General features: G+C 70.9%; 10 protein-coding genes. 9 read left to right on the top strand and 1 reads right to left on the bottom strand.

The genetic code is table 11. The features are described from left to right. The first annotated feature begins 73 nt into the window (after positions 1-73). The 3 genes from QFZ82_RS24685 (at position 74) to QFZ82_RS24695 (ending at position 4853) form a co-directional block, all read left to right on the top strand. Positions 74-2398, top strand: a complete 2325-nt coding sequence (locus tag QFZ82_RS24685) for a UvrD-helicase domain-containing protein (RefSeq protein WP_373429316.1) — start codon at positions 74-76, stop codon at positions 2396-2398. A gap of 389 nt (positions 2399-2787) precedes the next feature. Then, the gene (locus QFZ82_RS24690) at positions 2788-4218 is read left to right on the top strand and encodes an NAD-dependent malic enzyme (protein WP_307715236.1); all 1431 of its coding nucleotides are present in this window, start codon (positions 2788-2790) and stop codon (positions 4216-4218) included. A 353-nt stretch (positions 4219-4571) separates the two neighbouring features. After that, positions 4572-4853, top strand: a complete 282-nt coding sequence (locus QFZ82_RS24695) for an HU family DNA-binding protein (protein WP_004571953.1) — start codon at positions 4572-4574, stop codon at positions 4851-4853. 248 nt (positions 4854-5101) lie between these two features. Here QFZ82_RS24695 and murA read toward each other — a convergent pair whose 3' ends face one another. After that, positions 5102-6442 carry a UDP-N-acetylglucosamine 1-carboxyvinyltransferase gene (murA, locus tag QFZ82_RS24700; RefSeq protein ID WP_307715237.1) on the bottom strand — a complete coding sequence of 447 codons (1341 nt, stop codon included), beginning with the start codon at positions 6440-6442 and terminating at the stop codon, positions 5102-5104. Positions 6443-6743: 301 nt separating this feature from the next. Between murA and QFZ82_RS24705 the strand changes: the two genes are divergently transcribed. The 6 genes from QFZ82_RS24705 (at position 6744) to QFZ82_RS24730 (ending at position 12913) form a co-directional block, all read left to right on the top strand. Then, entirely contained in the window at positions 6744-7304 is a 561-nt protein-coding gene (locus QFZ82_RS24705; protein WP_307715238.1) for a YqgE/AlgH family protein, read from the top strand. A 63-nt stretch (positions 7305-7367) separates the two neighbouring features. After that, positions 7368-7655: a DUF3039 domain-containing protein gene (locus tag QFZ82_RS24710; protein ID WP_307715239.1), complete on the top strand. Its 288-nt coding sequence runs from the start codon at positions 7368-7370 to the stop codon at positions 7653-7655. Positions 7656-7892: 237 nt separating this feature from the next. Then, positions 7893-9191, top strand: coding sequence for an extracellular solute-binding protein (locus QFZ82_RS24715; RefSeq protein WP_307715240.1), 1299 nt, complete (start codon positions 7893-7895; stop codon positions 9189-9191). Positions 9192-9196: 5 nt separating this feature from the next. Beyond that, the gene (locus QFZ82_RS24720) at positions 9197-10393 is read left to right on the top strand and encodes a carbohydrate ABC transporter permease (RefSeq protein ID WP_307715241.1); all 1197 of its coding nucleotides are present in this window, start codon (positions 9197-9199) and stop codon (positions 10391-10393) included. After that, complete coding sequence (locus QFZ82_RS24725) at positions 10390-11241, top strand: carbohydrate ABC transporter permease (protein WP_307715242.1); 852 nt, start codon at positions 10390-10392, stop codon at positions 11239-11241. The genes QFZ82_RS24720 and QFZ82_RS24725 overlap by 4 nt, the downstream gene beginning before the upstream one ends. 4 nt (positions 11242-11245) lie before the next feature. Then, positions 11246-12913: a beta-N-acetylhexosaminidase gene (locus QFZ82_RS24730; protein ID WP_307715243.1), complete on the top strand. Its 1668-nt coding sequence runs from the start codon at positions 11246-11248 to the stop codon at positions 12911-12913. The last annotated feature ends 194 nt before the right edge of the window (positions 12914-13107 follow it).

Below are 13107 nucleotides of genomic sequence, written 5' to 3' on the forward strand. Positions count from 1 at the left end.
GGTACAGGTGCAATGTCCGCCCCCCTTGGCGTACGGTTGACGGCTGCCCAGTGCACGTCAGAAGGGGGCCTCGGTGGCCGCGCCGCATGCCGCTGAATCCGTTGATTCCGTTGTCGACACCGTGATCGGCTCCGCAGCCGACTCGGTGCGGGACCGGGAGATCGCCGTCGAGCAGATCCACCTGGACCGGGTGTACCGCCGTCTCGAGGAGAAGATCCACGAGGCGGAGTTCCTGATGAACGACGCCGCCAAGCGGGGGCAGGTCGGCACGCCCGGCGCGCTCGCCGAGCGGGACGCCCAGGTCTTCCGCGCCGGCGTGCACCTGAACCGGCTCAACAACGAGTTCGAGGACTTCCTCTTCGGCCGTATCGACCTGCTGTACGGCAAGGACGGCAAGAAGGGCCCCGACGGCGCGTACACCTCCGTCGAGCCCGCCGACGAGGCCGTACGGCCGGACAACACGGCCGACATCGGCGAGACCCTGCACATCGGCCGCATCGGGGTCCTCGACTCCGACTACGCCCCGCTGGTCATCGACTGGCGTGCCCCGGCCGCCGCGCCCTTCTACCGCTCCACGCCCGTCGACCCCGGCCGCGTGGTGCGCCGGCGCGTCATCCGCTCCAAGGGGCGCAAGGTCCTCGGCGTCGAGGACGACCTGATGCGTCCCGAGCTGACCGCGTTCCTCGGCGGGGAGGAGCTGCCCGTCGTCGGCGACGGCGCGCTGATGGCGGCCCTGGGGCAGGCCCGCAGCCACACCATGCGCGACATCGTGGCCTCCATCCAGGCAGAGCAGGATCTCGTCATCCGCGCACCCGCCGCCTCCGTGACCTACGTCGAGGGCGGTCCGGGCACGGGTAAGACCGCGGTGGCCCTGCACCGGGCCGCGTACCTGCTCTACCAGGACCGCCGGCGGTACGCGGGCGGCATCCTGATCGTCTCGCCGACTCCGCTCCTGGTGGCCTACACCGAGGGCGTGCTGCCTTCGCTCGGGGAGGAGGGGCAGGTCGCCATCCGCGCGATCGGCTCCCTCGTGGACGGCGCCGAGGCGACGGCGTACGACGAACCGGCCGTGGCCCGCGTCAAGGGCTCCTCTCGGATGCTCAAGGTGCTGCGCAAGGCCGCCAGGGGCGCCCTCGAACTGGGGGAGGGCCCCACGCGACTGCGCGTCGTCGCCTTCGGGCGGCGTCTGGAGCTGGAGGCCGACGAACTCCAGCGCATCCGCAACAACGTGCTGGGCGGCACCACCCCCGTCAATCTGCTGCGCCCCCGCGCCCGCCGCCTGCTCCTGGACGCCCTGTACGCCAAGTCCGGAGCCGCCGGACGGCACGAGGACCCCGAGCTGGCGGCCGAGCTGCGCTCCTCCTTCGACGAGGACGTCACCGGCGAGGACGGCTTCGTCGCGTTCCTGGACGCATGGTGGCCGGAGCTGACCCCGCGCGGCGTGCTGACGGCGATGGCGGACGAGAAGCGGCTCGGCCGCTGGGCCCGCCGGGTGCTGAACCCGGGGGAGGTGCGCAGGCTCGCCCGTTCCCTGCGCCGGGACGCCCTGTCCGTGCACGACGTGGCGCTCCTGGACGAGCTGGGCACCCTGCTCGGCACGCCCGCCAGGCCGCGCAGGAGGCGCGAGCTCGACCCGCTGGACCAGCTCACCGGTCTGGAGGAGCTGATGCCGCAGCGCGAGGAGTCGCAGCGCGAACGCGCGGAGCGGCTCGCGGCCGAGCGGACCGAGTACGCACACGTGATCGTCGACGAGGCGCAGGACCTCACCCCCATGCAGTGGCGCATGGTCGGCCGCCGCGGCAGGCACGCCACCTGGACCGTCGTCGGCGACCCGGCCCAGTCGTCCTGGTCGTCCCCGGACGAGGCTGCCGAGGCGCGCGACGAGGCGCTGGGCACCCGTCCGCGGCGTCGTTTCGAGCTGACCGTTAACTACCGCAACCCCGCCGAGATCGCCGAGCTGGCCGCCAGGGTGCTCGCCCTGGCGATGCCGGGCATGCAGGCGCCCTCGGCGGTCCGCTCGACGGGCGTCGAGCCGCGGTTCGCCGTCGTCCCGGACGACGGCGACCTGGCGGGGGCGGTGCGGGCCGAGGCCGAGCGGCTGCTGGCCCGGGTGGAGGGCACCGTGGGCGTCGTCGTCGCCATGAACCGCCGCGAGGAGGCGGCCCGCTGGCTCGCGGGTCTCGGGGAGCGTGTGGTGGCCCTCGGTTCGCTGGAGGCCAAGGGACTGGAGTACGACGCGACGGTGGTCGTCTCGCCCGCGGAGATCGCGGACGAGTCGCCGGCCGGCCTGCGGGTGCTGTACGTGGCGCTGACCCGCGCGACGCAGCAGCTCACGGTCGTCTCGGACCGCCGTGACCAGCCGGACGCGGAGGGCGTGCCCGACCTGTTGCGCGACTGACGAGTACGGCCCGCGGGCGACTGACGGCGAGTCAACACGCGGGAGGGGAATCACTTGCCCGGGTGGTGCGTTAGCCTGGGTGTGGCACCGGCTCGATCCAAGCCCCCGGGCCCAACCTTCGTCGCTACGAGCGACCACTTGCCGCGAGGCGAGCATGGCGGGTCGGTGCCACTTGAACCACCTGGAAGAGGCCCGGAGTCACCGTATCGGTGACTCCGGGCCTCTTCTGTTTCCCGGCCACTTCTCGTATGGTGGAAAAGAGTTTCCGAAAACAAAATGACCGCATTACCTGCTACCGGCAGGTAGGTGTCACCATCGTTAGGCGCTGCCGGGCCTCGGCCCCTGGCGTCGCGCAGCAACGAAGCTAGGGAAAGCAGAGGAACCCGGTCATGGCAACGGCGCCCAGCGTCTCGTACTCGATGACGGTCCGGCTGGAGGTGCCCGCGAGCGGAACCGCGGTCTCCCAGCTGACCACGGCTGTGGAGTCCAACGGTGGCTCCGTGACCGGCCTGGATGTGACCGCTTCGGGTCACGAGAAGCTGCGTATCGACGTCACGATCGCCGCGAGCTCCACCGCGCATGCCGACGAGATCGTCGAGGAGCTGCGCAAGATCGAGGGTGTCGTCCTCGGCAAGGTGTCCGACCGTACGTTCCTGATGCACCTCGGTGGCAAGATCGAGATGGCGTCGAAGCATCCCATCCGCAACCGTGACGACCTCTCGATGATCTACACGCCGGGTGTGGCGCGTGTGTGCATGGCGATCGCGGAGAACCCCGAGGACGCCCGCCGTCTGACGATCAAGCGCAACTCCGTTGCAGTGGTGACGGACGGCTCCGCCGTGCTGGGTCTGGGCAACATCGGTCCCAAGGCCGCGCTGCCGGTCATGGAGGGCAAGGCGGCCCTGTTCAAGCGGTTCGCGGGCATCGACGCCTGGCCCATCTGCCTGGACACCCAGGACACGGACGCGATCGTGGAGATCGTCAAGGCGATCGCCCCCGGCTTCGCCGGCATCAACCTGGAGGACATCTCCGCGCCCCGCTGCTTCGAGATCGAGGCCCGGCTGCGCGAGGCGCTGGACATCCCCGTCTTCCACGACGACCAGCACGGCACCGCCATCGTCGTCCTCGCCGCGCTGACCAACGCGCTGCGTGTGGTGGGCAAGTCGGTCGGCGATGTGCGGGTGGTCATGTCGGGTGCGGGAGCGGCCGGCACGGCCATTCTGAAACTGCTGATCGCGGCGGGTGTCAAGCACGCGGTGGTGGCCGACATCCACGGTGTCGTGCACGCGGGCCGTGAGGACCTGGTGGGGGCGGCGGCCGATTCCCCGCTGCGGTGGATCGCGGACAACACCAACCCGGAGGGTGTCACCGGCACGCTCAGGGAGGCAGTGGTGGGGGCTGATGTGTTCATCGGTGTCTCGGCTCCGAATCTGCTGGGTGCGCAGGACGTCGCGGCGATGGCGGACGGGGCGATCGTCTTCGCGCTCGCGAACCCGGATCCGGAGGTCGACCCGGCAATCGCCCGTCAGACGGCGGCAGTTGTGGCCACGGGCCGTTCCGACTTCCCCAACCAGATCAACAACGTGCTGGTGTTCCCGGGTGTGTTCCGCGGTCTGCTGGACGCCCAGTCCCGGACCGTCAACACGGAGATGATGCTGGCGGCGGCGGCCGCGCTCGCGGACGTCGTGACCGAGGACGAGCTCAATCCGAACTACATCGTTCCGTCGGTCTTCAACGACAAGGTCGCGGGCGCCGTCGCGGGCGCCGTCCGCGAGGCGGCCAAGGCGGCAGCGGCTGTGACGGGCCCCACGTCCGCCTGACATACGGCGCGTCGCGGGTCGCGGCATCCCAAACCCCCCTTTAGGGTGGCGGACCATGAGCCCGCGGCCGCAGTACGGCCGCGGCCGGGCCGCTCCAATGGGTCTCAAGAGAGTCGACGGAACGTCACCACGACGGGGCGCTGGCGCTTTTCGTGTGACTCCGGAGGGTGCCGGATTGGCTTTCCCGCCGCTGGTGGGGGCAGGATGCTTCCTTGAGGACCTGCGCCTTGGGGGGACCCCCGCGGGCGCGGAGGGGTCTGACAGCAGACCCGGGTCCGGGGACTGTCCGAGGGCCCTGGCAGCATCGGCTTCGATCCACGCCTCACAGGCAAGAAGAACACGGGAGTAACGAAATGAACCGCAGTGAGCTGGTGGCCGCGCTGGCCGACCGCGCCGAGGTGACCCGCAAGGACGCCGACGCCGTTCTGGCCGCTCTCGCCGAGACCGTCGGCGAGGTCGTCGCCAAGGGCGACGAGAAGGTCACCATCCCCGGCTTCCTGACCTTCGAGCGCACCCACCGTGCCGCTCGCACCGCTCGTAACCCGCAGACCGGCGACCCGATCCAGATCCCGGCCGGCTACAGCGTGAAGGTCTCCGCGGGCTCGAAGCTCAAGGAAGCCGCCAAGGGCAAGTAAGGCCTGAAGCGCCGGAAGGGCGGGCACCGCTACGGGTGCCCGCCCTTCCGTATGCCCGGCGCCGGGTGCTCCCGTACCACCCGCACCCGCCGCGGGACGGCTCCGTGGTTCTCCAGGGGCCCTGGGGCGGCCACCGGCTGCCGCCGCCCCGCGGAGTGCGTGCGCGAGGCGCTGCGGCGGATGTCGTACCGCGCGACAACGCCGACGGCCCCCGCGGGAAGCCCGCGAGGGCCGTCGGTGAAGGTGCGTCAGACGAGCGGGCCGCCCGGCAGCTCGACCTTCGCGCCGAGCTTCTCCAGCTTCTCCATGAAGTTCTCGTAGCCGCGGTTGATCAGGTCGATGCCGTGCACCCGGCTCGTCCCCTGCGCCGCGAGCGCCGCGATCAGGTACGAGAAGCCGCCGCGCAGGTCGGGGATGACCAGATCCGCGCCCTGGAGCTTCGTCGGACCCGACACGACCGCCGAGTGGAGGAAGTTGCGCTGGCCGAAGCGGCAGTCGGAGCCGCCCAGGCACTCACGGTAGAGCTGGATGTGCGCGCCCATCTGGTTCAGCGCGGACGTGAAGCCGAGCCGGGACTCGTACACCGTCTCGTGCACGATCGACAGCCCCGTCGCCTGCGTCAGGGCCACGACCAGCGGCTGCTGCCAGTCGGTCTGGAAGCCGGGGTGGACGTCCGTCTCCAGCGCGATGGACTTCAGCTGACCGCCCGGGTGCCAGAAGCGGATGCCCTCGTCGTCGATCTCGAAGGCGCCGCCGACCTTCCGGTACGTGTTCAGGAACGTCATCATCGAGCGCTGCTGAGCGCCGCGCACGTAGATGTTGCCCTCGGTGGCCAGGGCCGCCGACGCCCAGGACGCCGCCTCCAGGCGGTCCGGGATCGCGCGGTGGGTGTAGCCGCCGAGCTTGTCGACACCGGTGATCCGGATCGTCCGGTCCGTGTCCATGGAGATGATCGCGCCCATTTTCTGCAGGACGCAGATCAGGTCCTCGATCTCGGGCTCGACCGCCGCGTTGGTCAGCTCGGTGACGCCCTCGGCGAGCACCGCCGTCAGCAGCACCTGCTCGGTCGAGCCGACCGACGGGTACGGAAGACGGATCTTGGTGCCGCGCAGCCGCTGCGGGGCCTCGAGGTACTGGCCGTCCGCACGCTTCTCGATCGTGGCGCCGAACTGGCGCAGGACGTCGAAGTGGAAGTCGATCGGCCGGCCGCCGATGTCGCAGCCGCCCAGACCCGGGATGAACGCGTGCCCGAGCCGGTGCAGCAGCGGGCCGCAGAACAGGATCGGGATGCGCGAGGAACCCGCGTGGGCATCGATGTCGGCGACGTTCGCGCTCTCGACGTGCGTGGGGTCGAGGACCAGCTCGCCGGGCTCGTCGCCGGGGCGGACCGTCACGCCGTGCAGCTGGAGGAGTCCGCGGACGACTCTCACATCGCGGATGTCGGGCACATTGCGCAGCCTGCTCGGCTCGCTGCCGAGCAGGGCGGCGACCATCGCCTTGGGCACGAGGTTCTTCGCGCCGCGGACGCGGATCTCGCCCTCCAGCGGGGTTCCGCCGTGGACAAGCAGTACATCGTCTGTGCCGGTCATGAATCTCGCGTTCCGGAGGGGTCCCCCCAGCGCATCGAGGGGGCCGTCGGGCAGGGCCAGAGAAAAGGGTAAGGGGCCCTGGGCCCTTCGATGTATGGGTGAGGCGCCCCCTGGTACGTAATGAATCGGGTACAACACGCTCCGTCCGCCGCCTCTCGCACACTGTCACCGGACCCGGGGCGCCGACGGCAGCCGGACGCCCGCGGGCGGTGCACGCTCCGACCTGCGTCCCCTCCCACCGCGGCGGCGCACTGTGCCGCTCCGCCCCCGCGGACGGCCGAGATGCGGGATCATGTGTCGCATGACCGAGGTGTCCTCGCTCACAGGGCGGCTGCTCGTCGCCACACCTGCCCTCGCGGACCCGAACTTCGACCGCGCGGTGGTCCTGCTGCTCGACCACGACGACGAGGGCTCCCTCGGCGTCGTCCTCAACAGGCCCACACCCGTCGACGTGGGCGACATCCTCGAGTCCTGGGCCGCGCTGGCCGGGGAGCCCGGTGTCGTCTTCCAGGGCGGTCCCGTCTCCCTGGACTCGGCGCTCGGCGTCGCGGTGATCCCCGGCGACGAGGGGCCGCTCGGCTGGCGGCGGGTGTACGGGGCGATCGGCCTCGTCGACCTGGAGGCGCCGCCCGAGCTGCTCGGCTCGGCGCTCGGTTCCCTGCGGATCTTCGCCGGATACGCGGGCTGGGGCCCGGGCCAGCTGGAGGCCGAGCTGCAGGACGGCGCGTGGTACGTCGTCGAGTCGGAGCCCGGCGACGTCTCCTCGCCGCGGCCGGAGACGCTGTGGCGTGCGGTGCTGCGCCGCCAGCGCAACGAACTGGCCATGTTCGCGACGTATCCGGACGACCCGTCCCTCAACTGACCGGATCGCCGCGCCGGGGTCCTCGCTCCCGTACCGGCGTCGGCGTGGGTACCCTTGGAGCTCATGAGCACTCTTGAGCCCGAGCGCGGGACAGGCACCGGGACCCTGGTAGAGCCGACGCCGCAGGTGTCGCACGGCGACGGCGACCACGAGCGCTTCGCCCATTACGTCCAGAAGGACAAGATCATGGCGAGTGCCCTCGACGGCACTCCCGTGGTCGCCCTGTGCGGAAAGGTCTGGGTGCCGGGGCGTGACCCCAAGAAGTACCCGGTCTGCCCGCTGTGCAAGGAGATCTACGAGTCCATGGGCTCGGGTGGCGACAAGGGCAAGGACGGCGACAAGAAGAAGTAGTCCGCCGCCGCTCGACGGCTTCCTCCGACGGCCCCCGGGGCGCGCGTTTCGCGTGCCCCGGGGGCCGTTTCGCGTCTTCGGTCCTCGCCGCGGCGTTGCACGCCGTGCGGCTGCCGGTCACAGAGTGGTTGAGACCTCTTGTGGCGCTGTGCGGGCCACCTCTAGCCTCCTGCGTGTTGTGCAGTACGAAACGGTCGTTGCGCAGACTGCAACGCAACAACGCGTGGGGGTTCCCGCATGAAGCTCATCACCACACTCGCCGTCCCCGTGGCGGCACTCGCCCTGGCGGGCCTCACCGCCTGCGCGCCCCAGACCTCCGACACCGGCGCCAAGGAGGACGCCAAGAGCGGCACCCTGCGGGTCTGGCTCTTCCAGGAGGTCAACAACAAGCCCAAGGAGCAGGTCGTCGACGCAGCGGTCGCCGCCTTCGAGAAGGCGCACGAGGGCGCGGAGGTCGAGGTCGAGTACATCCCCGTCGAGACCCGCGCCCAGCGCATCAAGGCCGCCTTCAACGACCCGGCGAGCGCCCCCGACGTCATCGAGTACGGCAACACCGACACCGCCGGATACGTGAAGGACGGCGGACTCGCCGACGTCACGGCCGAGTTCGGCGCCTGGGACGAGGCGAAGGACACCGACCCCACCGCCCGGGAGTCCGTCACGGTCGGCGGAAAGGTCTACGGCGCGCCCCTCTTCGTGGGCGCCCGCGCGCTCTACTACCGCACCGACGTCTTCGAGGAGCTGGGCATCGAACCGCCCAGGACCCAGGGCGAACTGATCGCCACCGCCAAGAAGATCCGCAAGCAGAGGCCGGAGTTGTACGGGCTCGCGGTCGGCGGCGCGTACACCTACGGCGCGATGCCCTTCATCTGGGCCAACGGCGGCGAGCTCGCCTCCCGGAGCGGCCGCTCGTACACGTCCGCCATCGACAGCGCCGCCGCGCGGAAGGGAATCACGGCCTACACGTCCCTGTTCGGCGACGACAACTGTCCCGCCGCCAAGTGCGCCTCCATGGGCGGCAACGCGACGGTCACCGCGTTCGCCTCCGGCAAGGCGGCCATGGCCATCGGCGGCGACTTCAGCCACCAGGCGGTCGAGGCCGGCTCGGTCAAGGGCAAGTACGCCGTCGTGCCGCTGCCCGGGCTGAGGGCGGGCGAGATCGCTCCCGCCTTCGCGGGCGGCAACAACATCGGCGTTCTCAGGAGCAGTTCGCACCGCACCCTGGCGGTGGACCTGATGAAGCGGTTCGCGGGCAAGGAGACGCAGGCGAAGCTGTTCGACGCGATGGGATTCCTGCCGACGTACACCGACGTGCGGGCCGAGGCCGCGAAGAAGGAGCCGTTCGTCGAACCGTTCATCAAGACGCTCGACGCGGGAGCCAAGTTCGTGCCGGCGTCCCCGGCCTGGGGCCGGATCGACGCCTCGCTCGTCCTGCCCTCGATGTTCCAGGAGATCGTCAGCGGCAAGAAGGACGTGGCGGCCGCGTCGAAGGACGCGGCGGAGAAGATGGACGCGGCGTTCGCGTCGGCGGGCTGACGCCGATGACGCACCGTACGAACGGCACGACCGGGCGGACGGAGTCCGCCACCGCGCCGCCGTCCCCGTCCGGCCCGTCCGCGTCCCCCGGGGCCCCGGCTTCCGAGGCGGCCGCGCCTCCGCCGTCCCCGGCCGCAGTGGTCGACAAGGCCCCCGTGGGGCCCGCCCGGTCGGCTGCTCCGGTGACGTCGGCGGGTGCCGACCCGCGTGCCGCGGCCGGCACGGCCGACCCCGCAGCCGTCGTCGGGACGGCGGCGCGGGCCGGGCGGCCCGGCAAGGAGCCGCCGGCCGGGGGCCGGGGCACCCGGGCCCCGAGGGCGCCCGGGCGGCGCGGGGGCTGGACTCCGTGGATCTACCTCGCGCCCGCCCTGGCCGTCCTCGCCGCCCTGCTCGTCTACCCGGTCTACCAGCTCGGCCTCATCTCCTTCCTCGAGTACACCCAGGCCCAGGTCAGCGGCGGCGAGCCGACCAGCTTCCAGGGCCTCGGCAACTACCGCACCCTCCTCGCCGACAGCCAGTTCTGGCAGGTGCTCCTCGCGACAGTGCTCTTCGCCGCCGCCTGTGTCCTCGCCACCCTCGCCGTCGGCTGCGCGCTCGCGGTCCTGCTCACCCGCGTACGGGCGCTCCCGCGCCTCGCCCTGATGCTGGCCGCGCTCGGCGCGTGGGCCACCCCGGCGATCACGGGCTCCACCGTCTGGGTCTTCCTCTTCGACCCCGACCACGGCCCGGTCAACCGGGTGCTCGGGCTGGGCGACTTCTCCTGGACCTACGGCCGCTGGAGCGCCTTCTCGCTCGTCCTCTTCGAGGTCGTGTGGTGTTCGTTCCCGTTCGTGATGGTGACGGTCTACGCGGGCATCAGGGCGATTCCCGGCGAGGTGCTGGAGGCGGCCTCGCTGGACGGGGCCTCGCAGTGGCGCGTCTGGCGTTCCGTCACGGCCCCGATGCTGCGGCCCGTCCTCGTCGTCGTCACCATTCAGTCGATCATCTGGGACTTCAAGGTCTTCACGCAGATCTACGTGATGACGAACGGCGGAGGCATCGCCGGACAGAATCTCGTGCTCAATGTGTACGCCTATCAGAAGGCGTTCGCGTCCTCCCAGTACAGCCTGGGATCGGCGATCGGCGTGGTCATGCTGCTGATTCTGCTCGCGGTCACGCTCGTGTACCTGCGACTGCTGCGACGCCAGGGAGAAGAGATATGAGCCTCGGTACGAGCGCGTGGCGGATCCGGCGTCCCGGACGGCTCGCCGCCGAGGCGACGGCGCTCGCCGTCGCGCTGGTGGTCGCCTTCCCGCTGTACTGGATGGTTCTCTCCGCCTTCAAACCGGCCGGTGAGATCCAGTCCGCCCAGCCGCGTCCCTGGACGCTCGCCCCCTCGCTGGACTCCTTCCGCCGGGTCTTCGAACAGCAGGAATTCGGCCGTTATTTCCTCAACAGCCTGATCGTGGCGGGAACGGTCGTCGTCGCCTCGGCACTGATCGCTTTCCTGGCCGCCACGGCGGTCACCCGGTTCCGGTTCCGGTTCCGTACGACCCTGCTCGTCATGTTCCTCGTCGCGCAGATGGTGCCGATCGAGGCCCTGACGATTCCGCTCTTCTTCCTGATGCGCGACGCCGGACAGCTGAACACCCTCGGCTCGCTGATCCTGCCGCACATCGCCTTCTCGCTGCCGTTCGCGATCTGGATGCTGCGCGGCTTCGTCAAGGCGGTCCCCGAGGCCCTGGAGGAGGCCGCGTCCATCGACGGCGCGAGCCGTGCGCGGTTCCTGTGGCAGATCCTCTTCCCGCTGGTCTTTCCCGGGCTGGTGGCGACGAGCGTGTTCTCGTTCATCTCGACGTGGAACGATTTCCTCTTCGCCAAGTCGTTCATCATCAGCGACACCTCGCAGTCGACGCTGCCGATGGCGCTGCTCGTCTTCTTCAAGCCGGACGAGAACGACTGGGGCGGGATCATGGCGGCCTCTACCGTGATGACCGTGCCGGTGCTCGTCTTCTTCCTACTCGTTCAGCGACGCCTGGTCTCCGGCCTGGGCGGCGCGGTGAAGGACTGACGCGATGACTTCCACGAACCTGGTCCCCGCTCCGCTCGTCGCCGAGTGCCGGGCCGACAGCCCCGGTTGTTTCTCGCTGGACGAGCGGACCACCGTCGACGCCCGGCCGGGCGCCGAGGGCGTCGCCCGCCGGCTGCGCGCGATGCTCGGGCCGGCCACCGGCCTCCCGCTGGCCGACGGCTTTGGCCCGCACAGCATCCTGCTGCGCGTCAGCGCCGATGTGGAGCGGGAGTACGGCCCGGAGGGCTACCGGCTCTCCACCGACCGCTCCGCCGAGGACGTCGCGGTCCTCGTCGAAGGCGGAAGCGCGGCCGGGGTGTTCTGGGGTGTGCAGACGCTCCGGCAACTGCTCGGGCCGGACGCGTTCCGCAGGGCCCCCGTCGCGCGCGGCCGGGACTGGACCCTTCCCCTGGTCACGGTCGAGGACCGCCCCCGCTTCTCCTGGCGCGGCATGATGCTCGACGTCTCACGGCACTTCCTGCCCAAGGACGACGTCCTGCGCCAACTCGACCTGCTCGCCGCCCACAAGCTCAACGTCTTCCACTTCCACCTCACCGACGACCAGGGCTGGCGCATCGAGATCGAGCGGTACCCGAAGCTCACCGAGGTCGGCGCCTGGCGGGCCCGCACCAAGCACGGGCACCGCGCCTCGCCGCTGTGGGACGACCGTCCGCACGGCGGCTACTACACGCACGACGACATCCGCGAGATCGTCGCCTACGCCGCCGAACGGCACATCACCGTCGTCCCCGAGATCGACATTCCCGGGCACTCGCAGGCGGCCATCGCCGCGTACCCCGAACTCGGCAACACCGACGTCGTCGACACCGCCTCCCTGACGGTCTGGGACAACTGGGGCGTCAGCCCGAACGTCCTCGCCCCCGGCGACACCACCCTGCGCTTCTACGAGGGCGTCCTGGAGGAGGTCCTCGACCTCTTCCCCTCCGTCTTCGTCCACATCGGCGGCGACGAGTGCCCCAAGGACCAGTGGAAGGAGTCACCGGCCGCCCAGGCACGCATCAAGGAGCTCGGGCTCGCCGACGAGGACGAGCTCCAGTCCTGGTTCATCCGGCACTTCGACCGCTGGCTCGCCGACCGCGGCCGCCGCCTCATCGGCTGGGACGAGATCCTCGAAGGCGGACTCGCGCCGGGCGCCGCCGTCTCCTCCTGGCGCGGCTACCAGGGCGGCATCGCCGCCGCCGAGGCCGGTCACGACGTCGTCATGTGCCCCGAACAGCAGGTGTATCTGGACCACCGGCAGGCCGCCGGCGACGACGAGCCGATGCCCATCGGCTACGTGCGGACCCTGGAGGACGTCTACCGGTTCGAGCCCCTGCCGCCCTCGCTCGGCCCCGAGGCCGCCGCCCACGTGCTCGGCACCCAGGCCAACGTCTGGACGGAGGTCATGCAGGACCGCTCCCGCGTCGACTACCAGGTCTTCCCGCGTCTCGCCGCCTTCGCGGAGGTCGCCTGGTCCGCCCTGCCCGCCCCCGCGGAGCGGGACTTCGCCGGATTCGAACGGCGCATGGAGACCCACTACGCGCGCCTCGACGCGCTCGGCGTCGACTACCGCCCGCCCGGCGGCCCACGGCCCTGGCAGCGCCGTCCCGCCCCTGAAGGAATGACAGGGAGCCTCGGACGCCCGATCGAAGGAGCACCCCCGAACGTGTGAGCCGCGCCCCGGCCACCCGCCCGGCCCGTGTCCGTCGTCGCAGGACGACGGGAGTGAATCCGGACCATCGCGTACGGAACCGGACTTACGGGTTGGACGGGCCCTTCGCGGACCCTCCCGCCGGACGGCTCGGAAGATGTGCCAGAGTTGCCACGTCCGGCCTGTGAGCACGTACGGTACGGCACACAGGCGGG

The organism is Streptomyces sp. V4I23 (genome assembly GCF_030817975.1).
GTDB lineage: Bacteria > Actinomycetota > Actinomycetes > Streptomycetales > Streptomycetaceae > Streptomyces.